The 25510-nt window shown below is 61.2% G+C and carries 20 protein-coding genes and 2 pseudogenes; 13 read left to right on the top strand and 9 right to left on the bottom strand.

The genetic code is table 11. The annotated features are described in order from the left end of the window. The first annotated feature begins 9 nt into the window (after window positions 1–9). The 3 genes and pseudogenes from FAA97_RS18125 to FAA97_RS21340 all read left to right on the top strand — a co-directional run. Window positions 10–1680: an ABC transporter ATP-binding protein gene (locus FAA97_RS18125; protein ID WP_136599979.1), complete on the top strand. Its 1671-nt coding sequence runs from the start codon at window positions 10–12 to the stop codon at window positions 1678–1680. A 23-nt stretch (window positions 1681–1703) separates the two neighbouring features. Further along, the gene (melA, locus tag FAA97_RS18120) at window positions 1704–3074 is read left to right on the top strand and encodes an alpha-glucosidase/alpha-galactosidase (protein WP_136599978.1); all 1371 of its coding nucleotides are present in this window, start codon (window positions 1704–1706) and stop codon (window positions 3072–3074) included. A gap of 124 nt (window positions 3075–3198) precedes the next feature. Further along, window positions 3199–3424, top strand: a pseudogene (locus FAA97_RS21340) (IS3 family transposase); the annotation flags it as partial. Window positions 3425–3431: 7 nt separating this feature from the next. On the opposite strand, the gene FAA97_RS18115 reads toward FAA97_RS21340, so the two are convergent. From FAA97_RS18115 to FAA97_RS18080, 8 genes are all read right to left on the bottom strand, one after another. After that, a complete protein-coding gene (locus tag FAA97_RS18115) occupies window positions 3432–5144 on the bottom strand; it encodes a dihydroxyacetone kinase family protein (RefSeq protein WP_136599977.1) in 1713 nt (570 codons plus the stop codon). A gap of 206 nt (window positions 5145–5350) precedes the next feature. Beyond that, window positions 5351–7099, bottom strand: a complete 1749-nt coding sequence (locus FAA97_RS18110; RefSeq protein ID WP_136599976.1) for a glycerol-3-phosphate dehydrogenase/oxidase — start codon at window positions 7097–7099, stop codon at window positions 5351–5353. A gap of 42 nt (window positions 7100–7141) precedes the next feature. Beyond that, window positions 7142–8671 (bottom strand): FGGY-family carbohydrate kinase, encoded by a 1530-nt coding sequence (locus FAA97_RS18105; protein WP_136599975.1) that lies wholly within the window; start codon window positions 8669–8671, stop codon window positions 7142–7144. Window positions 8672–8726: 55 nt separating this feature from the next. Further along, window positions 8727–9569: a DeoR/GlpR family DNA-binding transcription regulator gene (locus FAA97_RS18100; RefSeq protein ID WP_136599974.1), complete on the bottom strand. Its 843-nt coding sequence runs from the start codon at window positions 9567–9569 to the stop codon at window positions 8727–8729. Window positions 9570–9755: 186 nt separating this feature from the next. Beyond that, a complete protein-coding gene (locus FAA97_RS18095) occupies window positions 9756–10703 on the bottom strand; it encodes a D-ribose ABC transporter substrate-binding protein (RefSeq protein ID WP_136599973.1) in 948 nt (315 codons plus the stop codon). 113 nt (window positions 10704–10816) lie between these two features. Continuing rightward, complete coding sequence (locus FAA97_RS18090) at window positions 10817–11869, bottom strand: ABC transporter permease (RefSeq protein WP_136599972.1); 1053 nt, start codon at window positions 11867–11869, stop codon at window positions 10817–10819. Between the two features lie 22 nt (window positions 11870–11891). Then, the gene (locus FAA97_RS18085) at window positions 11892–13433 is read right to left on the bottom strand and encodes a sugar ABC transporter ATP-binding protein (RefSeq protein ID WP_136599971.1); all 1542 of its coding nucleotides are present in this window, start codon (window positions 13431–13433) and stop codon (window positions 11892–11894) included. Continuing rightward, window positions 13430–14086: a DUF2291 family protein gene (locus FAA97_RS18080; RefSeq protein WP_136599970.1), complete on the bottom strand. Its 657-nt coding sequence runs from the start codon at window positions 14084–14086 to the stop codon at window positions 13430–13432. Before FAA97_RS18080 ends, FAA97_RS18085 begins: the two co-directional genes overlap by 4 nt. 790 nt (window positions 14087–14876) lie before the next feature. On the opposite strand from FAA97_RS18080, the gene FAA97_RS18075 reads away from it, so the two are divergent. From FAA97_RS18075 to tnpC, 10 genes and pseudogenes are all read left to right on the top strand, one after another. Next, window positions 14877–16451 carry an FGGY-family carbohydrate kinase gene (locus tag FAA97_RS18075; protein ID WP_136599969.1) on the top strand — a complete coding sequence of 525 codons (1575 nt, stop codon included), beginning with the start codon at window positions 14877–14879 and terminating at the stop codon, window positions 16449–16451. Window positions 16452–16488: 37 nt separating this feature from the next. After that, window positions 16489–18000: a glycerol-3-phosphate dehydrogenase gene (locus tag FAA97_RS18070; RefSeq protein WP_136599968.1), complete on the top strand. Its 1512-nt coding sequence runs from the start codon at window positions 16489–16491 to the stop codon at window positions 17998–18000. Window positions 18001–18011: 11 nt separating this feature from the next. Continuing rightward, entirely contained in the window at window positions 18012–18944 is a 933-nt protein-coding gene (locus FAA97_RS18065; protein ID WP_136599967.1) for a sugar phosphate isomerase/epimerase family protein, read from the top strand. Window positions 18945–19013: 69 nt separating this feature from the next. Further along, window positions 19014–19949, top strand: a complete 936-nt coding sequence (locus tag FAA97_RS18060; protein ID WP_136599966.1) for a sugar-binding transcriptional regulator — start codon at window positions 19014–19016, stop codon at window positions 19947–19949. 88 nt (window positions 19950–20037) lie between these two features. Further along, on the top strand, window positions 20038–20808 hold the full coding sequence (locus tag FAA97_RS18055) for a DeoR/GlpR family DNA-binding transcription regulator (RefSeq protein WP_136599965.1): 771 nt from the start codon (window positions 20038–20040) through the stop codon (window positions 20806–20808). A gap of 5 nt (window positions 20809–20813) precedes the next feature. After that, window positions 20814–21584: a triose-phosphate isomerase gene (locus FAA97_RS18050; RefSeq protein ID WP_136599964.1), complete on the top strand. Its 771-nt coding sequence runs from the start codon at window positions 20814–20816 to the stop codon at window positions 21582–21584. Between the two features lie 12 nt (window positions 21585–21596). Then, the gene (gene derI, locus FAA97_RS18045; RefSeq protein WP_136599963.1) at window positions 21597–22052 is read left to right on the top strand and encodes a D-erythrulose-4-phosphate isomerase; all 456 of its coding nucleotides are present in this window, start codon (window positions 21597–21599) and stop codon (window positions 22050–22052) included. A gap of 363 nt (window positions 22053–22415) precedes the next feature. Next, window positions 22416–22892, top strand: coding sequence for an IS66-like element accessory protein TnpA (gene tnpA / locus FAA97_RS18040; protein ID WP_136599962.1), 477 nt, complete (start codon window positions 22416–22418; stop codon window positions 22890–22892). After that, a pseudogene (gene tnpB / locus FAA97_RS18035) lies at window positions 22832–23156 on the top strand (IS66 family insertion sequence element accessory protein TnpB). The gene tnpA and the pseudogene tnpB overlap by 61 nt, the downstream one beginning before the upstream one ends. A gap of 69 nt (window positions 23157–23225) precedes the next feature. Next, window positions 23226–24848 (top strand): IS66 family transposase, encoded by a 1623-nt coding sequence (gene tnpC / locus FAA97_RS18030; RefSeq protein WP_136599961.1) that lies wholly within the window; start codon window positions 23226–23228, stop codon window positions 24846–24848. An 8-nt stretch (window positions 24849–24856) separates the two neighbouring features. Here tnpC and FAA97_RS18025 read toward each other — a convergent pair whose 3' ends face one another. Then, the gene (locus tag FAA97_RS18025) at window positions 24857–25111 is read right to left on the bottom strand and encodes a hypothetical protein (protein WP_136599960.1); all 255 of its coding nucleotides are present in this window, start codon (window positions 25109–25111) and stop codon (window positions 24857–24859) included. Window positions 25112–25510 lie beyond the last annotated feature (399 nt).

Here is a 25510-nt window from a genome sequence, read left to right as displayed (position 1 = left end):
GAGCCCAGCATGGCACTTGCAGATCCCGGCACGCTTGCTCCCGAGACCCGTCACGATCATGCAGAGGCGGTTGGCAAGCCGATCATTGACGCCCGCCATGTCGCGGTAAAATTCAAGGTCGAAGGCGGCGAGGTGGATGCCGTCAAGGACGTGTCCTTCCAGCTCTATCGCGGTGAGACCATCGCGGTCGTGGGCGAATCCGGTTCTGGTAAATCCGTGACGGCGCGGGCCGTGATGGGCTTGCTGACCAAGCGTGCCTCGGTCTCCGCCGGCTCCAGCATCGCCTATGACGGCAGGAACGTGCTGAAATTCTCCGAGCGCCAGCGCCGTGCGCTCAGGGGCAATCGCATCTCGATGATCTTCCAGGAGCCGATGAGCTCGCTCAACCCGGTCTATACGATCGGCGCGCAGATCATCGAGGCCATCCGTGTTCATCAGAAGATGAGCCACAAGCAGGCGGCCGAACGGACGCTGGAACTGCTGCGCCAGGTGCAGATCCCCGATCCCGAGGCGCGCATCAACCAATATCCGCATCAACTCTCCGGCGGCCAGCGCCAGCGCATCATGATCGCCATGGCGCTCGCCAACAATCCCGACGTGCTGATCGCCGACGAACCGACGACGGCGCTGGATGTCACGGTGCAGGCGCAGATCCTCAACCTGATCCGCGATTTGCAGAAGACGCTGGGCATGGCGGTGATCCTCATCACCCATGACCTCACGGTCGTGCGCAAGTTTTCCGACTATGTCTATGTCATGCAGAGCGGCGAGGTGAAGGAGCACAACACGACCAGTGCCCTCTTCGACAATCCGCGGCATCCCTATACCCGTCACCTGCTGCAGTCGGAGCCGAAGGGCATGGCAAATCCGCTGCCGGTCGGCTCCTCCGCCATCCTTGAAGGCCGCGATGTGAGGGTGTCCTTCATGCTCAGGGCCGGCGGTTTCTTCAAACCGCAACTGAAGGAACTGGTTGCGGTCGACAGTCTCAATCTCAAGCTTCATCGTCACGAGACGCTCGGCCTTGTCGGGGAATCCGGCTCGGGCAAGACCACATTCGGCCAGGCTCTGGTCAAGCTGCTGAAAGCCGAAGGCGGTGAGATCCTCTTCGATGGCCAGTCGATCGAAAACAGGTCGCGCGAAGAAATGCGTCCCCTGCGCTCACGCATGCAGGTGGTCTTCCAGGATCCGTTCTCCTCGCTCAACCCGCGCATGTCGGTCGGCCAGATCATCGAGGAGGGGCTGATCGTCAACCGCCTCGGGGCGACCCGCAGCGAGCGTCTGGACCGGGTGCGCGATGCGCTGGTCAGCGCAGGTCTGCCGGCCAACATCCTGTCGCGTTTCCCGCACGAATTCTCCGGCGGCCAGCGCCAGCGTATCGCGATTGCCCGTGCGATCGCGCTTGAACCCGAATTCATCCTGCTCGACGAGCCCACTTCGGCGCTCGATCTCTCGGTGCAGGCGCAGATCATCGAACTGCTGCGAAAGCTGCAGGACGAAAAAGGCCTGAGCTATCTCTTCATCTCCCACGATCTCAAGGTCGTGCGCGCGCTCTGCCACCGTGTGGTGGTGATGCAGCATGGCCGGATCGTTGAAGAGGGGCCGGTCGAAGACGTGCTTTCCCATCCCCGGACCGCCTATACCGAACGGCTCGTCAGAGCCGCCTTCGATGTTGCCGCATAACTCCCAGACAAGAGGCTTCTCTCATGACGAAACAACCCAAGATCACCTTCATCGGCGCCGGCTCCACGGTGTTCATGAAGAACATTATCGGCGATGTGCTCCAGCGCCCCGCGCTGTCAGGCGCGCGGATCGCCCTGATGGACATCAATCCGCAGCGGCTGGAAGAAAGCGAAATCGTCGTTCGCAAGCTGATTTCGACCCTGGGTGCCAAGGCAACGATCGAGCTGCATTCCAACCAGCGGCAGGCGCTCGATGGCGCGCATTTCGTCGTCGTCGCCTTCCAGATCGGCGGCTATGAGCCTTCCACGGTCACGGATTTCGAAGTGCCGAAGAAATACGGCCTGCGTCAGACCATTGCCGATACGCTCGGGGTCGGTGGCATCATGCGGGGCCTGCGCACGGTGCCGCATCTGTGGAAGATCTGCGAGGACATGATGCAGGTCTGCCCGGAGGCGATCCTGTTGCAGTATGTCAATCCGATGGCGATCAACACCTGGGCCATTGCCGAGAAATATCCGAAGATCAGGCAGGTCGGCCTGTGCCACTCCGTCCAGGGCACGGCGATGGAACTGGCCCATGACCTCGACATTCCCTATGAGGAAATCCGCTACCGCTCGGCCGGTATCAATCACATGGCCTTCTACCTGAAGTTCGAGCATCGCCAGCCCGACGGGTCTTACCGCGACCTCTATCCGGATCTCCTGCGCGGCTACCGCGAGGGGCGTGCGCCAAAGCCGACCTGGAACCCGCGTTGCCCCAACACAGTGCGCTACGAAATGCTGACCCGGCTCGGTTATTTCGTCACCGAAAGCTCGGAGCATTTCGCCGAATACACACCCTATTTCATCAAGGAGGGACGCGCGGACCTGATCGAGAAATTCGGCATTCCGCTCGATGAATATCCGAAGCGCTGCATCGAACAGGTGGAGAAGTGGAAGGGGCAGGCCGCGGCCTACCGGTCGGCCGAAAAGATCGAGGTGGCGCAGTCGAAGGAATATGCCTCCTCGATCATCAATTCCGTCTGGACCGGCGAACCCTCTGTCATCTACGGCAACCTGCGCAACAATGGCTGCATCACGTCTCTGCCGGACAATTGCGCCGCCGAAGTGCCGTGCCTTGTCGACGAAAACGGCATCCAGCCGACCTATATCGGCGACCTGCCACCGCAACTGACGGCCCTGATCCGCACCAATATCAACGTTCAGGAACTGACCGTGGCAGCCCTGATGACCGAGAACCGCGACCATCTCTACCATGCGGCAATGATGGATCCGCATACGGCAGCCGAGTTGGACCTCGACCAGATCTGGTCGCTCACGGACGACCTGCTCTCTGCCCATGGTAAGTGGATCCCGGAATGGGCCCGCGTTTCACGGAAGTTCCAAGCGGCCTAGCTTACTCCTGTGATATGAATAGTCCCTAGATGTGTAGAGGCCTTCTCCCCTATATTTGGGGCAGAAGGCCTACATGGACAAAGTCAACTTCACGGAAGAGTTCAATCGCAAATCGGTGCGTTAGATCACCGAGCGGCCTATCCGGTAGCGGAGGTCTGACAGCGGCTTGGGGTCACCCAGCATTGCTCTCCGAATGGAAGAAGTTCGGCCATCGAACAGCAAGGCCGGCAACGAGGCCGATAAGGTCAGGCGGCTTAAGGAGGAATTGGCTCGCGTCACTGAAGAGCGCGACATCCTGAAAAAGCGGCCGCGTACTTCGCCAGGGATGCAAAGTGAAGTACGCGTTCGTCTTCTCGCTCAGCGCCTCCTGGCGAGAAAACCTGAGATGAGCTGCGCGACCATGGAAAGCGAAATCGCTCCGGGATCCGGATGCCCGATGCTCTTTTCCGCCAGTGGGCGTGCACGGCCGAGGCGCGGGGTCAGCGACGCCGTTGCCTCGGCGGCAGCCTCCGATGCGGTGGCTGCCGATTTCCATGCGTCGACCGCAGAGTTGCCGGCTGCAGTTTGTGCTGTCAGAGTATCGACAAATGGGACGAACGAATCCACCAGTGTCTTATCGCCGACACGGGCGCGGCCAAGGCGGGTGACGCCATCGAGCGCCTGGCGCGCAGCTTCGGCTATCGCCGCGTCGCTCGGCGCATCGCTGTCGTTCAGCGCATTGCTCCAAGACCGCAGCAGCAGCCCCCAGATTGCGCCGGACGTGCCACCTGCCCTGTCGGCCCAGGCATCACCGCCGAGCGCCAGCGTCGTCTGGGCACCGGCACCGGCCGAAACGGCAGCCGCCATTGCCTTGGCCGCTGCATCGGAGCCGCGCCGCATGCCCTGTCCATGGTCGCCGTCGCCGGCGATCGCATCGATGCCGCCAAGCTCGGCTTCTTTTTCCTTCAGCATCGCGGCGATTTCACCGAACAGGTCGGTGATGCAGGCCGCCGACTTGCAGGAGGCTTCGGATGCCGCTGGGATCGCCGGGACGACTTCCTCGTCGACGATGAGATCGGCACGGAGTTCGGCGGCGTCTGGACGCCCCCTGCGAAATGCCGGAGCATCGCAAGGGGCCGCCCAGTACCGCTCCAGCTCCTCATCGAGCCATGTCAGGGTCAGCGAGCACCCCTGCATATCGAGGCTGGTGACGAACTCGCCGGCCTCCGGCTGGACGATCTCGAGCCCAGCTCCATTCAATTTTTTCTGCACGGCCGTCCAGAGGACGAAAAGCTCCTCGTACTTCGTCGATCCGAGACCGTTCAGCACAGCCGCGACGCGCGTACAGCCCGGAGGCTTCTCGGCCAACAATCTGTCTGCGAGAACATCGGCAAGATCGGTGGCGCTGGCGATATCCTGTTCGCTGATGCCCGGTTCGCCATGGATGCCGAGACCGAGCGCCATGCGACCCTTGGGCACCGTGAACAGCGGCTCGTTTGCGCCCGGCAGCGTGCAGCCGGCAAAAGCTACGCCGAAGGAAACGGTCCGGTCGTTGGCATGACGTGCGACACGTTCCACGTCATCGAGCGACAGCCCGGCCTCCGCCGCGGCGCCCGCGATCTTGAAGATCATGAAGTCACCGGCGATACCGCGGCGTTTCGCGTGCTCGCCGGCCACCGCACTTGCGACATCGTCAGTTACCGCGACGATCCGCACATCGATGCCTTCGGCGCGCAGGCGCTCTGCGGCCACACCGAAATTCAGCACGTCGCCCGCGTAATTTCCAAACCCGAGAAGGATGCCGCCGCCGTGATGCGCGTGTCGGCAGACCCGCGCGACTGCGGCGGTGGACGGCGAAGCGAAGACGTCACCGGCAACTGCGGCATCGGCCATTCCCTGCCCGACATAGCCGGCAAAGGCCGGGTAATGGCCGGAGCCGCCACCGACGACCACGGAAACCTTGCCCTTAGGCACGGTCGTGGCGCGGACGACGCCATTGCGGATCAGGCGCACATGATTCGGATAGATCTGGCAGAAACCGGCAAGCGCGGTCGAGGCAAACTCCTCGGGAGCGTCAAAGATCGTCGTCATACAAGTGTTCCTCAATTGCGCGGCAGGATAGGGCGGACATAGTTTTAGCTGTCGGCGCCGACGGAAGACCATCACCACCATCACACTCGCTCGGAACGCGTCGCCTGCCATGGTCCCGCGCCAGCTTGATTGTCGCCGGGCATTTGATCAAGCCCGATTCAACTGAAACGACATGGCTGGCGATCACACCGTTACTCTCCTGCATGTCAGCCATCCCTGCGCCGATCCGGAGGCGAAACGCGGTCAGTGCGGAGCCCTTTGTCCGTCAGACGCTGGCTATGGAAACGGTCGAGTTGGGTGACGACGTCGTCGATCTCCACCGCAACGCGCCCGGCGTCCCAGGATAAAGCGGTGCCCGCAATGCCGGCAATCTCCCGTAGCCCTGCCAGCGTCAATCGCCCTTCGATGGCCAAGGTCGTGCGACGCAGAACGATGTCGGACAGATGGACGACCATCTCGTTTCGAACGATCCAGTCGATCTCCCTGAAACTATAGTCGGGCACTCCGGACAGCCGCCGATGATCCGAAGTGGTGAGATCCGCGGAAAGAACCGCCGCCGCAGTTGTCCCGTAGCGACGGAGCAATTCTTCCGCCCGTTCGGCCGAGACACCTGCCCGTTCGGCAATCGCCGTCGCCCAGTCGCCACGCGCCCGTTCGCTTGCCGGAAAGTCCTTGCCGCCGCCAATCGCGAGATAGCGGGTGGATTGGCGGCGCGAGCGCTGCAGGCGAGACAGGACCGTGTCGGCCACCTCCTCGGCAAAACCGCGGAATGTCGTCCACTTGCCGCCGACCAGCGAGATGATCGGAAACGGCCGCCCGGCCTCTGCTTCTCGGACCGGAGCCGAGTGATCGCGGCTGATGAGGCCCGGCGCGGTCGCATCGGATGCCGGCAGCGGCCGGATGCCGCTATAGCTGTAGACGACCTGGCTGCGATCGAATTGCAGGCTCGGCAGCAGCGAGCGGAGGCTTTCTAGGAAATAATCGGTTTCCGGCTCTTCGCAGCGGACGGTGTCCGGATCGTTGGCCGGGATGTCGGTGGAGCCGACCAGAGCCAGACCCAAATAGTCGTAGACCAGGCATATGCGTCCATCATCCGCCTCGAAATAGATCATGTGGCCGTTGAGGCTCTTCACCAGTGCCGGATGGTCGAGCAGGATGTGGGAGCCCTTGGTGCCGCCGATCAGCTTGGAGGGATAGCCGAGTGCCGTATTGACGTGATCTATCCAGGGACCGGCCGCGTTGATGACGAGCTTAGGAGCGACGGTAAATTCGCGGCCATCGGCTTTCCGGTAGGTTACGCGGCCGGCCCGGCTTTCAACCAGCGTCGCGAAATTGGCGGCGAGGCTTTTCTCGTTTGCGTCGAGCCCGTCACCGACAAGCTCATAGACGAGCCGCTCGGGCCGGCTGACCTTGGCGTCGTAATAGATCCCGCCGGCAACGATTGCCGGCGTCACATGCGGCATTTCCCGCCGCGCCCTGCCCTTCAGAACGACGCGATGGCGCGGCATCACCTGGTCGCGCGAGCCGAAGAAGTCATAGAGCCCGAGACCGATCTTGACCAGAATGGCGCCGCGGCTGCGCGGTGCGGTTTTCGAGCCTAACAGCGTGCGCAGCGCCGCCCAGATGCCACGGGTCCAGGAAAATACCGGAATGAAGGTTGGCAGCGGCTCGACACAATGGGGCGCATTCTTCAGCAGAAGGTTGCGCTCCAGCGTCGACTGGGCGACGAGGCCGAATTCTCCCGTCTCCAGATATTTCAAGCCGCCATGGATGAGACGGGACGGTGCGGCACTGGTGCCCGAGCCGAAATCTGCCTTGTCGACAATGGCGCAATTGACGCCCTGCACGCAAAGATCGCGAAAGAGCCCTGCGCCGTTTATGCCGGCGCCGATGATCAGGACATCGATGTCGGTTTCGCGGAGGGTGTCGAAGCGCGGCTGCAGATCGGGTGTCATTGTCCTGTCGTCCTGAAGGATGATTCACGGCGGTCCAGCATATCAGTTCGCCGGCGGTTCCTGTGCCAACGCACCGATCTTCGGCCAGAGCGGTGCCATTGTTTCGGCGATCTCGCAAAAGACCCGATAGCGCTTGTCCATGTCGGCGCTGCGGCTTGGGTCCGGTTGGTAGGTTTTGGCGATGCGGTCGATATCGCGCGGATCGCTTTGCGGATCAGCATAGATGCCGGCGCCAGATCCGGCGCAAAGGGCTGCACCCCAGGCGGCCGCCTCGTCGGTTTCCGTCACCGTCACCGGCATGCCGAGCACATCGGCGAACATCTGCGCGACCGCCGGGTTGCGGGAGACGCCGCCGGTCAGGCTTGCCTTGTCGAAAGAGAAGCCATCGCGCAACGCGTCCACATGGACACGGTGGTTGAAGGCGATGCCCTCCAGGACGGCCCGTAGCATGTCGCCCCGATCATGCCAGCCGCCGAGGCCGAAAAAACTTGCGCTGGCGGCCGCTCCATAGGGCGAACCGAACAGGAAGGGATGAAACAGCACCGTCGATCGCCTCTCCATCGCCGCATCTATTTCTGGGGCCAGCAGCGCGTGGATCGATCGGCCACTCGCCTCGCCAACGGCCTGCTCGGCGCCGCAGAGCGTGTCCAGGAACCATTCGTAATTCGCCGACGATGCAGGCGAGATCGACATGTTGTTCCAAGTACCGGGTGCGATGCCGTTGCGGCAAAACCAGCGCCTGCCGACGTGCGGCTCGGAAGATAGTGTTTCGTTGATCGAATAGGTTCCGGCAATCAGCGCCACCGTCCCCTCGACATAACGCCCTGCCCCCAGCGCGGATGCCATGACGTCGTGCAGGCCGGCTACGACCGCGGTTCCCGCGGCAAGCCCTGTCTTCTCCGCCGCATCCTGTGTGACATATCCGACGATCCGGTCGGATCGAGATATGGGAGGTAGAGCATGAGCAATGTCCTGCAGACCGAATAGACGAAGTGCCTCGTCGCTGTAGTCTTGCGTGCGTAAATCCGTGAAGGATGTGCTCGCTTCTGTGCGATCGGTGCCAATGATCCCCGACAGGCAGTATGTCAGCCAGTCCTTGCAGCTCATCGCGTGGCCGATGCGCCTGAATCGCTCCGGCTCTTCCTCGCGAAGAAAAGCGAGCAGAGCCGACGGCGCAGAGACATGCGGCACCTGCCCGGTCATCGCCAAGGAGCGCTCGGAGACCCCATCCGACTCCCACCGCTCGACAATAGGGCCGGCGCGACTGTCGAGCGACAGGATAGCCCGGCCGAGCGGCTTTTGCTCCTTGTCCGCCAAATAGATGCCGTCGCCATGGGCGGTGGCGGCGATCGCCTGTATGTCGCGGGCCGGCCGGCCACTCAGATCAATCGCCTCCCTGATCGCATCGGCCGTTGCGTTCCACAGTTCATCCATGTCGCGCTCGACGCGATGCGCTTTCGGCATGAACTGCGTGATGCGACGTCTGGCGACGGCAAGCTGCGTGCCGTCGATATCGAAAATGACCGCCTTCGTGACTGTCAGCCCACTGTCGATCCCAAGCAAACTCGGCATACCTGCATCAAGCCTCGCAATGCGCCAACATCGACCCGTTCGATCACAACCCCGGTCATGACCGCGCGGTCGCACTCCTGGCGACAACTACATCAATATTTTTCGCCCGCATGCGATCGACCTGCTCCGCTGGAAGCTTGTCGTCGACGATGACGACATCGAATTCCTTGAGCGCCGCAAAACTGTGAAGGGCCCGCCGCTCGAACTTGGTGTGATCGGCAAGCAAGATGCGCTTGACGGAACAGTCGAACATCGCACGCTTGGTATCGATCGTCTCGGGCGACTGGTGCAGCACCACGCCGTCGCTGATCGCCGACATGGAGATGAAGGCTATGTCGGCCCTCAGCGCCTTTATCTCGTTGATCGTCATCCGCCCCATGAAGGCGTTGCACCAATTGTAATACTGCCCGCCGAGCGCCAGCAGCGTCACGTCATGGGCACCCGTTAGCGCGTTCATCAGCGTCAGCGAGTTGGTGATCGCCGTGACCGGCGCCTTCGACGTCAGATGCGGCACCATCTGCAGCACGGTGGTGGAATCGTCGAAGAAGATCGCCTGCCCCGGCTCGACGAACTCCATCGCGGCCGCGGCGATCACTTTCTTCTCGGCCGCCTGGCGGTTGGAGCGGTAGACATCGCTGGATTCAATCAGGTTCGTCGCCGCAGCGGTGACGATGCCACGCGTTTTGCGGAAAAGACCACGGCTCACCAGTTCGTCGACGTCACGATGCGCCGTCATCAGACTGATACCGAAACGATCCGTCAGGTCCTCGATCCGCATCGAGCCTTCGTTCATCACCGCCTCTGCGATCATGCGGCGGCGTGCGACCTGCCGCGTCTGGCGGCTGTCGCTCGTCAATTCTTCCAATAGGTCTTCGCCTGGGTTGGTCTTCTCTTTCACGGATCACCCTGTCGCTGACATTTGATGCTTCGGCTTCGTACCGCGATTGGCCAGAAGAGGCAAAACAGCGAAGCGAGATGGACGAGAGAACCTATGAGTCTGGCCTGCGTGAGGCCATGGCGCTCAATGCGGATGCCACGGGCAACAAGTGAGCGCCCCCCGGAAAAGGGAGCGCCCGTTTCAACATTACTGTTCGAGAACGAACGGCGCGGTGTACTTGTCGACATTGTCCTTGGTGATCAGAAGGCAGTCGAAGAGCTGCTTTTCGCTGTCGACGCCGGTCTTGCCGGTCTTGATCACGCTATCGGCCTGCTTGACCGCCTCTTCGGAGAAAATTGCGACCGGCTGCAGAACGCTGTACTGAAGCTCGCCCGCCTTGATCGCCGCAACCGCATCCGGCGAACCGTCGAAACCGCCAACCTTGACGTCCTTCAGCTTGCCGGCTTCCTTCAGCGCGGCGATCGCGCCGAGGGCCATTTCGTCATTGCCCGAGATTACGCCGATGATGTCGGGATTGGCCTGCAGCAGGGACTGCATCTTGTTGTGGCCCTGAGTACGATCCCAATTGGCGACCTCCTTGCCGGATTTCTGCAGGTCAGGATACTGCGTCAGCACGGTCTCATAGCCGTTCGAGCGCGTTGCCGCATTGTTGTCGGAAGGTGCGCCAAACAATTCGACATACTTGCCCTTGTCGCCGACTGCTTCCACCCACTGCTGGGCACCGATCGCGGCGCCCTGCGCGTTGTTGGAAACGAGCTGTGCCTTGGCCAGGCCTTCCTGGTTGATCTCGGCATTGACGAGGATAACCGGAATGCCGGCAGCAACTGCCTTCTTCACCGCACCCACGGAACCATCGGCATTGGCCGGATCGAGAATGATCGCGACCGACTTGTTGGTGATCGCGGTGTCGATCAGGTTGCTTTCGGTGTTGGTGTCCCCCTTGTGGGCGCCGACGGTCGCGGTATAGCCAAGCTTTTCGGCCGCGGCCTTGGCGACATTGCCCTCGGTCAGCCAGTAGGGGTTGGACGGATCGTTGACGATGATCGTCATCAAGCCAGCCGCCCAGGCGGGGTTGACCAGCAGAGGTGCGACAGCTGCAGCTGCCATGATAACGCGCATGCCTTTTTTAAACATTCTCTCTCTCCCATTGAGTGCCTTGATATTACCGGTTTCCCGGCGGTGCTTTCCGCAATCGGCCTTTGCGCGAATCGAGCCTGCCGTCGTGGATAAGTTTCGTCGGCCGCCGATCAGGATGATGGCGCGCGGCGGCCGTATTGAATGCTGTTCATCAGGACGGCGAGAACGATCACCGCGCCGGTAAAGACGGTCTGCCAGTAGGCCGAGACGCCGATGATCACGAGCCCGTCCGACAGGAAGCCAATGACGAAGGCGCCGAGCATGGTGCCGCGGATCGTGCCGCGGCCGCCGGTAAGCGCTGCGCCGCCGATGACGACGGCCGCAATCGCCGTCAGTTCGTAGGTCGTGCCGGCGGTGGGACCTGCAGACGTCAGCTGCGACGACAGCACCAGGCCAGCAATGGCCGCACATATGCCCGACAGGACGTAGACCAACACCTTGACGCGGATGACCGGAACGCCCGACAGTTCTGCAGCGCGCTCATTGCCGCCCGAGGCATAAAGCCAACGGCCGAAAGCCGTGCGGCTCAAAACGATACCGCAGAGGATTGCCAGCACGGCCAGCACGATGACGCCGATCGGAATTCCGGCGAGGCGATTGAAACCGAGCCAGTCGAAGCCGGTATTGCCAAGTTCTGGACGACCGCCGAGATTGTTGTAAGTCAGGCCGTTGGTCATCAGCAGCGCGATGCCGCGGGCAACATAGAGCACACCGAGCGATGCGACGAAGGCGGGGACCCGCAGATAGGCGATCAGCACACCGTTGACCGCGCCGACAAGCGCGCCGACCGCACAGGTAACGACGACGACCGCCCAGACCGGTAGATACAGGATCACGCCGAACTGCGGCAGCGCTACCCCCTGCATCAGGAAGCCGGCGATACATCCGGCAAGGCCGAGCGTCGAGCCGACCGACAGGTCGATGCCGCCATTGAGAATGACCAGCAGCATGCCTATCGCCAGGATGCCGAAGATTGCCACATGGGACGCCATGGTCAGGAAGTTGTTGACCGAGAAGTAGTAGGGCGACAGGAAGGAAAAGACCGCGATGATGACGATCAGCGCAAAGAATGCGCGGCCTTCCAGCAGCAGGTGCACGAAATTGACTTTGCGCTTCTGCCCGGTTGCGACTGACTTGTTCTCGGCAGCATTCGTCACTGACATAATCAGCTCTCCATATTCCGGGCTAGTGCGCGACCAAGGCTTCGCCAGAGGCTGCCATGATCTTTTCCTTGGTGACGTTCGAATCGAATTCGGCCGAGATTTTGCCGCGGTGCATGACGATGATGCGGTGAGCAATGCTGAGGCACTCGTTGACTTCGGACGTCGAGTAGATGACCGCGAGGCCCTGTTTGGCGCGCTCGGCGAGCAGCTTGAAGACTTCCGCCTTGGCGCCGATGTCGATCCCGCGGCTCGGCTCGTCGAGCAGGATGACCTTCGGATGAGTGGCGAGCATCTTGCCGATGACGACCTTCTGCTGATTACCACCGGACAGGGAACCGATCGCCGCCTCGCCACCATCTGTCTTCACGTGAACACTGCGGATCGATTCATCCACGAGGCTCCGTTCGCGGCTGCCTGAGGTGAACAGACCCTTGGTGAAGGCGCCGATGCTGGCGAGCGAGAGGTTCGAACCCACTGTCATCGTCTGCACGAGGCCGTCTCGCTGGCGGTCCTCCGGCACGAGGACGAGGCCTTCGGCAATACGCGCCGCGATGCTGAGCGCACCAACATCGTGTCCTTCGAGCAGCACCCGCCCTCCGCTGGATCTCAACCGTCCGGCGACACATTCGAGCAGCTCCGTGCGGCCCGCTCCCATGAGCCCGTAGATGCAGACGATCTCGCCGGCGCGGACATCGAGCGAAAGCCGGTCGACGGCGTCATACGCGGCGCCCGAAGGCCCCGGAACCGAAAGGCTTTCTATGGAGAGCGCAACTTGACCGAACTGGCTGTCCGGTGGGCTGCCGAGATCGAAATTGTCGCCGACCATGTTACGGACGATCCACTCGAGATCGATTTCCTCACGTTTGGCATAGGCCGTCATCATGCCGTCGCGCAGCACGACGGCATGGTCGGTTATCTGCAGCGCCTCTTCAAGATGGTGCGATATATAGACGATGGACACGCCGCGGGCGGTCAGGTCGTGGATGACCTTGAACAGAACCTCGACCTCGGTCGCACTCAGTGCCGAAGTCGGCTCGTCCATGATCAGGATGCGTGAATTGACGGAGAGTGCGCGGGCAATCTCGACGATCTGCTGCTGCCCGAGGCGCAGGTCCTCGACCGGCGTCAGCGGGTCTATGTCCTCTTCCAACTCCTCCATCAGGATCCGGGTCTGCCGTTCTTCCTCAGCGAAATCGACCGAGCCGCCCTTGATGATCTCGCGGCCCATGAAGATGTTGTCGCGGACGCTCAGATTGGGCGCCAGGCTCAGTTCCTGGTGAATGATGGAAATGCCGCGATCGCGCGCATGGGTGGCGGAATTGAAGCTGATCGGCGCACCGTCGAGGATGATCTCCCCCGAGGTCGGCCTGACCACGCCCGAGAGGATCTTCATCAGCGTCGATTTGCCGGCGCCGTTTTCACCGAACAGCGTCGTCACCTGGCCGCGGTGAATGTCAAAATTGACGCCCTTCAACGCATGAACGCTGCCATAGGACTTGGCGACATCGCGGGCGGCCAGAACGACCTCGCGCTGGTCAACGGAATGGGCGCTCGGCTCGCTCATTTGACTTCGACCTTTACTGGCGTCACCAGCCAATTCTTCGGATTGATGAGCCTGAACACGCCGACCACGGTGGCGGTTTTTCCGTCGAGCGTCTCGACGTCGAGGCCACCCAGTACCGCTTTCTTCATCTCGTTATTGATGGCCGACCCGGCGTCCTGATACTGGATCTGGTTGGTAAACTGGCCGAACTCGATCGTGCCCGTGGCATCGCGGAGGTCCGTGCCGTTGACCGCAGGGCCGGTCTGGACACGGACCACCGTCTCGGGAGGCAGCCCATCGATCTTCATTTCGTTTATGCTCGATTTGCGGGTCGAGAACGTCCCGGTCAGCATCACCGGAATGACGGGACCGGTGCTGGTCGCAATGCCGTACTTTTCGCCTGCCGCCTTCTTGTCGGCCGCAATAGCGGTCGCGAGCTCACCCGCCGCAACGGCGCGCTTTTCGATATCCGCCTGGATCTTGGGGAATTGCTCCGCGCCATAGGTTTCCGGCGAAAAGGCCTGCTGCCTGACGTCACCTTCCGAACCGATCTCGACGATCTTCGTGTCGAAGGCGATGGCCCCGACGATGAAGACGACAAGCGCTGCGCCTGCGATGAGCTTGAAGTCGCGCTTGCCGGGCTTGCCGGCTGCATAGGCGGGGTGTGTAGTCATGTCCCTACGGCCTTCCGATTGTGAATAGGTGTCGTAAAGAGGTTAGCGTGAAACCGGACGCGAAGACGCGTGTGCGCCATGCGGCATCGACGCGCTGTTCGGTCGAACGGTCATAGAAGCGCTATCGTGGATCATCATCCGCATTAACTCCTCCCTGCAAGATCCGGGCGCCTGTCTCCTCCAACCGCCTGGACCTAGAACTTCAATCAGGGACACGGCTCCGTGATAGAAGTATGTTACTTATGACGGGAAGACTGTTAGAAATATTAGCGCTTGTCAACGGTGCTTCCGCCGAAAATTGAACACACCGCCGATCCGTAATGCAGCATGCAAGTTGCTGCAGTGCACCTATTTTGCGCACATGCAACGAACCGCGAGAAGCTGAAACCTGCCAGGATTTTCCGATCAAGTATCTGATATTAATGCTTAATTGTCACTCCCTTCACAAGTCGCACGCCCGTGTGCTCTGACGGTGTACCGATCGAATTCCACGACCGCGGCTTTGTTCCTCGCCAACAATGGTAGTTGAAAAAAAATTCATTTCCAGAAAATTATTGCTAGAATAATGGTATCTCTATGTTATGTTTGATGGAGGCTCAGGGAGCCTCGTATCCGGCAGATCAATCCGGCACACTGAGAGCTCGGAAGTGGATCTGTGAGGCAAATATCGCGGATCAAAGATGCGAAGGGGCTACTGGAGGCAGTCGCCGGCCGATTGGGAGGAATAGGATGAACATCAAGCGTGTATCGCCCTCCGCCGGACCAACATTGTTGGCAAGATAGCCCTGCAATGACATCGGCTCACAACATCATCATTGGCATCGATGCCGGCACCTCCGTCATCAAGGCGGTTGCCTTCGATCTTTCCGGTCGGCAGCTCGCGACCGCTTCGGCTCGCAATCGGTATGCGACCGGAGACGATGGCTCGGCGACCCAGTCGTTGGTCCAGACCTGGATTGATTGCGCCAGCGCGTTGCGTGGCCTCGGCGAGAAGGTGACAGATCTAGCCGCGCGCACGGCCGCGGTTGCCGTCACCGGACAAGGAGACGGCACCTGGCTTGTCGGTCGCGACAACCGGCCCACGGCGGACGCCTGGCTCTGGCTCGATGCCCGCGCAGCGCCGACCGTCATTTCGCTGGCCTCGGGAGACAGGAACAGGGCCCGTTTCGAAGCGACGGGAACAGGTCTCAACACATGCCAGCAAGGCGCTCAGCTTGCCCATATGGACAGGCTCATGCCCGATCTTCTGGACAGGGCCGAGGTCGCCCTGCATTGCAAGGACTGGCTCTATCTGAATCTCACCGGCGTGCGCGCCACCGACCCGTCTGAAGCGAGTTTCACCTTCGGCAATTTTCGCACCCGTCAGTATGATGATGTGGTGATCGATGCACTCGGTCTCGGCCACCGCCGCTCGCTGCTGCCTGAGATCATCGACGGGACGGAGATCAGTCATCCATTGACGGTGGAGGCCGCTGAGGCCTGCGGTCTTCTTGCCGGCACACCCGTTTGCCTCGGCTATGTGGACATGGTCATGACGGCGCTTGGCGCCGGCGTCAGAAGCGGCGGTCTCAATGCTGCCTGCTCGACGATCGGCTCCACCGGCGTTCACATGCGCGCCAAGTCCGTTTCCAATGTTCACCTGAACCGTGAGGGCACCGGCTATGTGATCGCCCTGCCTATTCCCGACATCGTGACGCAGGTCCAGACCAACATGGGCTCGACGATCAATATCGACTGGATCCTCGGCATCGCGTCGTCCCTGATGGCGGATGCCGGCAAGTCTGTCTCGCATGCCGAACTGATCGCCCGCATCGATGGCTGGTTCGCCGACTCTAAGCGCGGCTCGGTTCTCTACCATCCCTATATCTCGGAGGCGGGCGAGCGCGGCCCCTTCGTCAACGCCAATGCGCGGGCGGGCTTTACCGGCCTGTCGACCCGCCACGGCTTCCCCGATCTCATCCGGAGCGTCGTCGAGGGGCTGGGGCTCGCGACCCGCGATTGCTACGCGGCGATGGGTGAAACGCCGGAAGAGCTGCGCGTCACCGGCGGCGCGACTCGGTCCAACGCCTTGCGCCGCTCGCTATCGGCGGCCGTCGGTGCGCCGATCCGACAGTCTCTGCGGGAGGAGACAGGCGCTGCCGGCGTCGCAATGATGGCGGCAGTTGCCGTCGGCATCTATCCGACCATGGACGATTGCATCGCCGACTGGGTGACGCCGTTCCTCGGTGAGACTGAAAAGCCGGATTCGGCGGAAGCGGAGCGGTTCGACCGGCTGTTTGCCGCCTATGCAGATATCCGCACAGCAATCGCGCCTGCCTGGGACAAGCTCGCCGCCGCCACGAACACGCAGCCCGACAGCGCATAAATCGATTTTTGATGCAAAGGCATCGAAGGAGCATGACATGAGCAAACCGGAAACACTCGATCTTTTCGTCATCGGCGGCGGCATCAACGGCGCTGGCATCGCCCGCGATGCGGCGGGTCGCGGCTTGAAGGTGGCCTTGTGCGAAAAGGACGATCTGGCGCAGGGAACGTCTTCCCGCTCCGGCAAGCTGGTTCATGGCGGCCTGCGCTATCTCGAATACTACGAGTTCCGACTGGTGCGCGAGGCGCTGATCGAACGCGAAGTGCTGCTCAACGCCGCACCCCACGTCATCTGGCCTCTGCGCTTCGTGCTGCCGCACAGCCCGCAGGACCGGCCGGCCTGGCTCGTGCGCCTGGGCCTGTTCCTTTATGACCATCTGGGTGGCCGCAAGAAGCTGCCGGGCACGCGTACGCTGAACCTCTTGCGCGATCCGGAAGGCACGCCGATCCTCGATCAATACCCGCGCGGATTCGAATATTCCGACTGTTGGGTCGATGACGCGCGCCTGGTCGTTCTCAACGCCGTGAGTGCTGCAGAAAAGGGCGCGATTGTGCTCACCCGCACCGCAGCCGTTTCTGCTCGGCACGAAAACGGTGCTTGGACGGTTGTTACCAAGAACACTCTCACGGGAGAGGAACGGACGTTCTACGCCAAATGCCTGGTCAACTGCGCCGGCCCCTGGGTTACGGACATCATCAACCGCGTGGCGGGCTCGAACTCCAGCCGCAACGTGCGCCTGGTCAAGGGCAGCCACATCATCGTGCCGAAGTTTTGGGCCGGGGCGAACGCCTATCTCGTGCAGAACCACGACAAGCGCGTTATCTTCATCAATCCCTATGAGGGCGACAAGGCGCTGATCGGCACGACCGACATCGCCTATGAGGGTCGCGCCGAGGATGTGTCGGCCGACGAAGGCGAGATCGACTACCTGCTGAAGGCCGTCAATCGCTATTTCAAGGAAAAGCTGCGGCGTCAGGACGTGCTTCATTCCTTCTCCGGCGTCCGTCCGCTCTTCGACGACGGCAAGGGCAACCCGTCCGCCGTCACGCGCGACTATGTCTTCGATCTGGACGAGACCGGCGGCGCGCCGTTGCTCAACGTCTTCGGCGGCAAGATCACCACCTTCCGCGAGCTTGCTGAACGCGGCATGCAGCGCCTGAAAAACATCTTCCCGAACATGGGCGACGACTGGACGGAAAAGGCCCCCCTCCCCGGTGGCGATATGCCGAATGCCGACTACGAGACCTTCGCCGATGGCCTGCGCGACTCCTATCCCTGGATGCCGCGCGCATTGGTGCATCATTACGGCCGACTCTATGGCACACTGACCCGCAGGATCGTCGGCAGTGCCGCCAATATCGAAGGCCTCGGCCGCCATTTCGGCGGAAAGCTCTACGAGGCGGAAGCCCGTTACCTGACCGAAAATGAGTGGGCCCAGACGGCGGAAGACATCCTCTATCGCCGCACCAAGCATTACCTCCACATGACGGAGGCTGAAATGGCCACCTTCAGCGCGTGGTTTGCGTCCACCCGTCCAGTTGCTGCCTAAGGGAAACCGACATGCCGCTGACCCTTTCGCTCAACACCAATCCGCTGGTCAATCGCTTCGCCGATCCCGACGACCTGATCGACACGGTGGCCCGCGACCTGAAGATCCGCGACCTGCAGCTTACTCACGAGTTTATCAATCCGAGCTGGCAGGCGCCGGTCATCCGCCGTCTGACCCGGCAGATGAGCGCAGCGTTGAAGCGGACCGGCGTCCGCGTCACCTCGGGCATGACCGGCCCCTATGGCCGCCTCAACCATTTCGGCCATTCCGACGCCGACGTGCGCCGTTACTATGTCGACTGGTTCAAGACCTTTGCCGATATCACCGCTGATCTCGGCGGCACCTCCGTTGGCACGCAGTTCGCCATCTTCACCTACAAGGACTTCGACGATCCGGCCCGGCGCGAGGAACTGATCGAGATTGCCATCGACTGCTGGGCGGAAGTCGCCGAGCATTCCCGCGCCGCAGGCCTTTCCTACGTCTTCTGGGAACCGATGAGCATCGGCCGCGAGTTCGGCGAGACGATCGAGGCCTGCATGGCGCTGCAGAAACGGTTGACGGCAGCCAACATGGCCGTGCCGATGTGGATGATGGCGGATATCGACCATGGCGATGTCACCTCCGCCAACCCGGAGGATTTCGATCCTTACGCCTGGGCGCGCGCAGTGCCGCCCGTTTCGCCGATCATCCACATCAAGCAGAGCCTGATGGACAAGGGCGGGCATCGCCCCTTCACTGCGGAATTCAATGCCAAGGGGCGAATCCAGCCTGCGCCACTGCTCGAGGCTTTCGCCGCGGGCGGCGCCAGGGACAATGAAATCTGCCTCGAACTCTCCTTCAAGGAACGCGAACCGAACGACCGGCAGGTCGTGTCGCAGATCGCTGAGAGCGTCGCCTTCTGGGCGCCGCATATCGATACCGGTATCGCCGACTTGAACATTTGAGGCCAAGACCTTCTGAATGCATTTGCACCGAAGGCGGCAATCGCCGCATAGACATCGAAAGGAGGCGCCATGGCGGACGCCGATGATACGCTGGCCGTGCGCGCTGCCTGGCTGCACTACGCGGGCGGGCTAACCCAGTCCGAGGTTGCAAAGCGCCTCGGTGTACCGTCGGTCAAGGCGCATCGCTTGATCGCCAGGGCAGTGGCGGAAGGCGTGGTGAAGGTGACCATCGACGGCGATATCGTCGAATGTGTCGAACTGGAAATGCAGCTCTCCAAGCGCTTCGGGCTTCAATATTGCGAGGTGGCGCCCAATCTCGGCGAAGAGGGATTGCCCCTGCGCGCCCTCGGCCACGCCGGCGCCGGTTATCTCAAGCGCGAGATCGAGCGCGGCGACAACAGGGTGATCGGCCTCGGCCATGGCCGCACGCTTTCTGCCGCCGTGCAATACATGCCGCGGATCAATGCGAAGAACCTGCGCTTCGTTTCGCTGCTCGGCGGTCTCACCCGCAACTACGGCGCCAATCCCTATGACGTGATGCATCGCATCGCCGAAAAAACCGGCAGCCAGGCCTATGTCATGCCCGTACCTTTCTTCGCCAACACCGGCGAAGACCGAAAGGTTCTCAAGGCACAGCGCGCGGTCAAGGAAGTCTTCGACCTCGCGAACAATGCCGATCTCAAGCTGGTCGGCATTGGCAACGTCGAATCCGATGCGCAATTGGTTTCAACCGGCATGGTCGAACCGAATGAATTCGCCGATATCGCAGCCGCCGGCGGCGTCGGTGAGATTCTCGGTCATTTTTTCGACAGGGATGGCCGCATTCTCGATACTGCGCTCAGCGCCCGCATGCTCTCCGCGTCTTTCCCCAAAACCCGAACCGAGCGCCTCGTTGCCTTGGCGGGCGGACATGACAAGGTTGCCGCGATCAGGGCCATTCTGAACAGCGGCCGGCTCTTCGGATTGATCACGGACGAGCGGACAGCCGAGTTTCTGCTGAAGTAACGCCGATCGGCAACAATGTCACATTGAGTATGTTGTAAATCACGATTTTTTGTTACTTTAGGGCGAACTCATTGGTGGGGGATCCATTGTGAAGCGCGAGGAGCGGCTCGAAGGCATTGTCAACCTGCTCGTTGAGCGGCGCACCGTCGGCCTTGACGATCTGGCAACCCGCTTTGCCGTATCCAAAATGACCATCCATCGCGACCTCGACGAACTCGAACAAGCCGGCGTGCTGCGCAAGGTGCGCGGCGGCGCGACCATCGACGCCGGTACGCAATTCGAGAGTGATTTTAGGATCCGCGAACGCCAGGACCTCGGTGCCAAGCAAGCCATTACCCAAGCCGCGCTCGAGCTCGTCGAACCGGGCATGACGGTGATGGTCAACGACGGCTCCATGGCGGCTGTGCTCGGCGAGGCATTGGCCACCAAACGGCCGCTGACCGTCATCACCAACAACGCTGCCGTTGTCGAGCGCCTCAAGGGTGAGCATGGGATTACGCTGATCGCACTCGGCGGCGTCTATTCCACAAAGTTCAATGCTTTCTTCGGCGTCGTCACCGAGGAAACCTTGGCCCGGCTGCGAGCCGACATCGGCTTCATCTCGACACCCGGCGTTGCAGCCGGCAAGGCCTATCATATGGACGATAACGTCGTGCGCACGAAGCGTGCAATGATGGCCTCGTCGACCCGCAACTGTCTGCTGGTCAATCACGAGCGGATTGGCAAGACGGCGCTCCATGTGCTTGCAGGTCTCCGCGAATTCGACGCTGTGATCACCGATCATCAGCCGGACCCAACAGCGCTCGCAGAGATCGAAGAGACGGGTATCACGCTGACAATCGCATCATCGGGAGGTTAATATCCATGACGTCATCGCCCCTCTTCTGGATCGGCACCAGTTGGAAGATGAACAAGACCTTGGCAGAGGCCCTGCATTTTGCGACTGCCTTGAAGGCAGCCGACGCAGGCAGGGATGCGCGTATCCAGCGGTTCGTTATTCCCCCCTTCACCGCCGTCCGTGAAGTCAAGGCGGTACTTGCCGAAACATCGGTCAAGGTCGGCGCCCAGAACATGCACTGGGCAGACCAAGGCGCCTGGACCGGCGAGGTCTCGCCATTGATGTTGAAGGACTGCAACCTCGATATAGTCGAGCTCGGTCATTCGGAGCGCCGCGAGCATTTCGGTGAGACGGACGAGACCGTCGGCCTGAAGACGGAAGCAGCCGTTCGCCACGGCCTTGTCCCTCTGATCTGCATCGGCGAAACGCTTGCCGATCGGGACAGCGGACAGGCACCTGAAATTCTCGCAAGGGAAGTGCGCGGCGCCCTGTCGAAGCTTTCCGGCGACCAGAAGAACGCGCAAATCTTGCTCGCATACGAACCGGTCTGGGCGATCGGTGATAACGGCATTCCGGCCACCGCCGATTATGCCTCGGCCCGACAGGCGGAGATCATCAATGTCGCAGAATCCGTGCTCGGCCGCCGCATTCCCTGCCTCTACGGCGGGTCGGTCAATCCGGGCAATTGCGAGGAACTGATTTCGAGCCCTCATATCGACGGGCTCTTCATCGGCCGTTCCGCCTGGAACGTCGAGGGTTACCTCGACATCCTGGCAAAATGCGCCGCCAAACTCTGAGGAGAAAAGACCATGAAGCTTGCAATCGCAGGAGACAGCGCCGGTGAAGGCCTTGCCAAGGTACTCGCCGAGTATCTGAAGGACCGGTTCGAGGTAAGCGAAGTCTCGCGTACCGATGCCGGCGCGGAAGCCTATTACGCGAACCTATCCGACCGCGTCGCCTCTGGCGTCGTCGACGGCACCTATGACAAGGCGATACTCGTCTGCGGCACGGGCATCGGCGTCTGCATCTCAGCGAACAAGGTGCCCGGCATCCGCGCGGCGTTGACCCACGACACCTATTCGGCGGAACGAGCGGCGCTGTCGAACAACGCCCAGATCATCACGATGGGAGCCCGCGTCATCGGCACGGAACTCGCCAAGGCCATTGCCGACGCCTTCCTCGCGCAGACTTTCGACGAAGCTGGACGCTCCGCCGGAAACGTCAAGGCGATCAATGACGTCGATAGCAAGTACAAGGCTCGCTGAACCGACATGGCGGCCGACCTTGGTCAGCCGCCATAATCGCCTGGATCGCTCGTGACGCTGCCCTGCGCTGCACCAATCCGATTTAATGTAGCCTCTCTGACCACATTGCGAGGAGTGAAGAGGTTCCTGACATCCGTGCCAAATTGTCGAGGATAAGGCTTGGGAAATTGGTTTCGAAAGGGGGCAGCGGTGATCGGTCTCAGCCTGTTCGACCCGCATGTCAGACCTATTCTGTGACTGCCTTCCTCCTGGGAGAGCTGCCCGGCAGACACAAATCGGTAACCGTTGTTCTGCTCCCACATTGCCCGCCGTCGCCTGATCTGTGATCGAACATTCCGTGGATGAGCGACAAGGAGTTTCTCCATGGAGTCTACGTTGGAGGTTCTCACGACGCGGTGGAACAGGCGTGGGGCGCACCGCCATTGGCCTGACGAGGTGAAGGCACGCATCGTTTCGGAGAGCTTGCGTCCGGGCGTGACGGTGAATGAAGTCGCGGGGCGCTATGGGCTGAAGGCCAACCACCTGTCGTCCTGGCGCACGCTGGCGCGGCAGGGCAAGTTGGTGTTGCCAGAGCCGGAAGACGCTGTCGAGTTTGCGGCAATGGTTATCGAGACGCCATTGCCGGAGCCGCCGACGGCAAAGGCTGCCACGCGCGCCGAGATTGCCGTCGGTCCCGTCACAATCCGTCTTGAGGAAGGTGCGTCTGCTGCCCGGATCGCTGCCATCGCCCGCGCTCTGGCGGCGGCGACACGATCTTTCCGTCGAACCTCGTACGGATCATGGTGGCGACAAAACCCGTCGACTTCCGCAAAGGGCACGATGGTTTGGCTGCGCTGGTGAAGAACGAGCTGCACAAGGACCCGTTCACCGGAACGGTCTTTGTATTCCGCTCACGCAAGGCGGACCGGTTGAAGCTGATCTACTGGGATGGCTCCGGGATCGTCATGGGCCTACAAGCGGCTGGAAGAGCACGCATTCACCTGGCCTGGCATCAAGGATGGTCTGATGACGCTCACCCACGCCCAGTTCGAGGCCCTGTTTGCGGGCCTTGATTGGCGACGTGTTCATGCCATCCAGACACGAACACCGGAGGCCATCGAATAGCTGCGGCACGATGACTCAGCAAGGCAGATTCAGAGGACAAATCGGCGCGGGATTTGGTAGTTTACGGCCATGCTCGAAGCCGCCGATCTTCCCGATGATGTTGCCGCCCTGAAGGCGCTGCTGATCGCGGCGCAGGCACGCGAGGCGGCCAAGGATGTCGCGATAGCCAGCAAGGACGAGCATATCGCCCGCAAAGATGAGCGGATCGAGCGGCTTGAGAAGCTGGTCGCCGCCTTCAAGCAGGCAGCCTTCGGGCGCAAATCCGAGAAGACCGATCCCGACCAATTCGATCTGGCGCTGGAGGACCTGGAGACGGCTATGGCCGTGATCCATGCCGAGGATGAGGCGGACGTTCCTCCTGGAAACAGGATCAGCAAGCCGCGCGCGATCAATCGTGGCTCCCTTCCGAAGCATCTCCCGCGTATCGAGGAGGTTATTGAGCCAGAAAGCCTGATTTGTGGCTGCGGCGGTTGCCTGCATTGCATTGGCGAGGATGTCTCCGAACGGCTGGACGTGATCCCGGCACAGTTCCGCGTGATCGTCACCCGCCGCCCTAAATATGCCTGCCGTGCCTGCACCGACGGTGTCGTCCAAGCCCCAGCTCCGGCACGGCTGATCCAGGCAGGGCTGCCGACGGAAGCGACCGTCGCCCATGTTCTCGTCTCCAAGTATGCCGATCACCTTCCGCTCTATCGGCAGGCCCAGATCATGAGCCGCCAGGGGATGGATCTCGACCGATCAACACTTGCCGACTGGGTCGGTCGGGCAGCCTATGAACTGCGGCCCGTCTTCGATGCGTTGATCGCCGACCTGAAGCGCTCAACCAAGCTGTTCATGGATGAGACCCGTGCCCCAGTTCTCGATCCTGGCTCCCGTAAAACCAAGACCGGATACTTCTGGGCGCTTGCGCGGGATGATCGCCCATGGGGCGGCGGTGCTCCGCCAGGTGTCGCCTTCACATACGCTCCCGGTCGCGGGGGCATTCATGCGGAACGGATATTGCAGGGCTTCTCCGGTATCCTGCAGGTCGATGGCTATGCCGGATACAACAGGCTGATCGCTCCTGACCGTGTCGGATCAGACATTCAGCTTGCCTATTGTTGGGCCCATGCCCGGCGCAAGCTGGTGGAGATCACCCGCAATGGCACAGCACCCATTGCCGAGGACGGCGTGAAGCGGATTGGTGAGCTGTATCGGATCGAGGCCGAGCTGCGAGGCCTTAATGCGGAGGCTCGACTTGCCGGACGACAGGAACGCTCAGCGCCACTGGTTGCCGACATGCAGACCTGGCTCGTCCATCACCGTGCCCGTGTCGCGGCAAAGTCGCCACTCGGCGAGGCCTTGGCCTACATTGCCAAATACTGGGATGGTTTGAAGCTCTTCCTGAGCGACGGGCGTATCGAGATCGACAACAACAGCGTCGAGCGGACCATCCGGCCGATAGCGCTCAATCGCAAAAACGCACTCTTTGCCGGGCACGACGCCGGAGCCGAGAACTGGGCGACAATCGCTTCGCTGATCGAGACCTGCAAGCTCAACAATGTTGATCCACTGGCCTACCTAACAAGCACGCTCACCGGCATCGTCAACGGCCACAGGCAGAGCCGAATTGAGAAACTTCTGCCGTGGAATTATCGGGCGGAGTTATACATGCAAACAGATTTCGTCGATCTGACGAGGACGAAGTTGTGAGCAAATCATCAATAATCAACTCCATGCCGCCGCGCAAAAGCCGCGCGCCCTTCAATCTCGGCATCGTGTAAGTATGCGTAAATACCCTCTCCGGGGAGAGTGCCCCAACCTTCGGCTACAATTTTCCCCTCATGTTTCGATACAAAGTGATATTGCTCTGCGTAGGCGTAAAAACCATCTTCCCGCTGAACGATGATAACACGGCGTGCCGGATGAAGGTCATTATTGACCTCCACGACGTCAAGCTCCCGCACGATTTGCATCGCAGACCTCCAGTGGCATGTAGTCTCCATAAGAGCATCGAGAACTTAGGCAAATTGACTGATAACGGTCGCGATAATCGTAAATCTGCGGCATGGCAACGGCGATCAAGGATGTCCGTTCTCAGCGTAGAGTTCAAATTTTGCGGTCAACGTGCGAGGGAAACATCGCTTACACAAATCGGCCATCACAAGTGCGATAACCTTCCCCTTCCCTATCCCCTGGATTCGGACGGGTGCGCGGTTCGGCGCTCATGGTATAAGTGAGCGCCATGGTCGTTATTGGCGAAATTCGTCGCCGACCACGCTGCAAGAAGGAAGATCTGCAATGTCCCGGTATTGGAATAGGCTCGACGGTTCCGGCCTTCAGCAGGCATCACACGCCTGCGTCAGGGGTCATTT

It is taken from the genome of Peteryoungia ipomoeae, assembly GCF_004912165.1.
GTDB classification, from domain to species: Bacteria; Pseudomonadota; Alphaproteobacteria; order Rhizobiales; family Rhizobiaceae; genus Allorhizobium; species Allorhizobium ipomoeae.
This window is presented reverse-complemented; position numbering and strand designations above follow the sequence as displayed.

Coding starts and splice junctions, on each gene's coding strand:
- FAA97_RS18125 (WP_136599979.1), top strand. CDS start 10: ATGGCACTTGCAGATCCCGGCACGCTTGCTCCCGAGACCCGTCACGAT.
- melA (WP_136599978.1), top strand. CDS start 1,704: ATGACGAAACAACCCAAGATCACCTTCATCGGCGCCGGCTCCACGGTG.
- FAA97_RS18115 (WP_136599977.1), bottom strand. CDS start 5,144: ATGACGACGATCTTTGACGCTCCCGAGGAGTTTGCCTCGACCGCGCTT.
- FAA97_RS18110 (WP_136599976.1), bottom strand. CDS start 7,099: ATGACACCCGATCTGCAGCCGCGCTTCGACACCCTCCGCGAAACCGAC.
- FAA97_RS18105 (WP_136599975.1), bottom strand. CDS start 8,671: ATGCCGAGTTTGCTTGGGATCGACAGTGGGCTGACAGTCACGAAGGCG.
- FAA97_RS18095 (WP_136599973.1), bottom strand. CDS start 10,703: ATGTTTAAAAAAGGCATGCGCGTTATCATGGCAGCTGCAGCTGTCGCA.
- FAA97_RS18090 (WP_136599972.1), bottom strand. CDS start 11,869: ATGTCAGTGACGAATGCTGCCGAGAACAAGTCAGTCGCAACCGGGCAG.
- FAA97_RS18085 (WP_136599971.1), bottom strand. CDS start 13,433: ATGAGCGAGCCGAGCGCCCATTCCGTTGACCAGCGCGAGGTCGTTCTG.
- FAA97_RS18080 (WP_136599970.1), bottom strand. CDS start 14,086: ATGACTACACACCCCGCCTATGCAGCCGGCAAGCCCGGCAAGCGCGAC.
- FAA97_RS18075 (WP_136599969.1), top strand. CDS start 14,877: ATGACATCGGCTCACAACATCATCATTGGCATCGATGCCGGCACCTCC.
- FAA97_RS18070 (WP_136599968.1), top strand. CDS start 16,489: ATGAGCAAACCGGAAACACTCGATCTTTTCGTCATCGGCGGCGGCATC.
- FAA97_RS18065 (WP_136599967.1), top strand. CDS start 18,012: ATGCCGCTGACCCTTTCGCTCAACACCAATCCGCTGGTCAATCGCTTC.
- FAA97_RS18060 (WP_136599966.1), top strand. CDS start 19,014: ATGGCGGACGCCGATGATACGCTGGCCGTGCGCGCTGCCTGGCTGCAC.
- FAA97_RS18050 (WP_136599964.1), top strand. CDS start 20,814: ATGACGTCATCGCCCCTCTTCTGGATCGGCACCAGTTGGAAGATGAAC.
- derI (WP_136599963.1), top strand. CDS start 21,597: ATGAAGCTTGCAATCGCAGGAGACAGCGCCGGTGAAGGCCTTGCCAAG.
- tnpA (WP_136599962.1), top strand. CDS start 22,416: ATGGAGTCTACGTTGGAGGTTCTCACGACGCGGTGGAACAGGCGTGGG.
- tnpC (WP_136599961.1), top strand. CDS start 23,226: ATGCTCGAAGCCGCCGATCTTCCCGATGATGTTGCCGCCCTGAAGGCG.
- FAA97_RS18025 (WP_136599960.1), bottom strand. CDS start 25,111: ATGCAAATCGTGCGGGAGCTTGACGTCGTGGAGGTCAATAATGACCTT.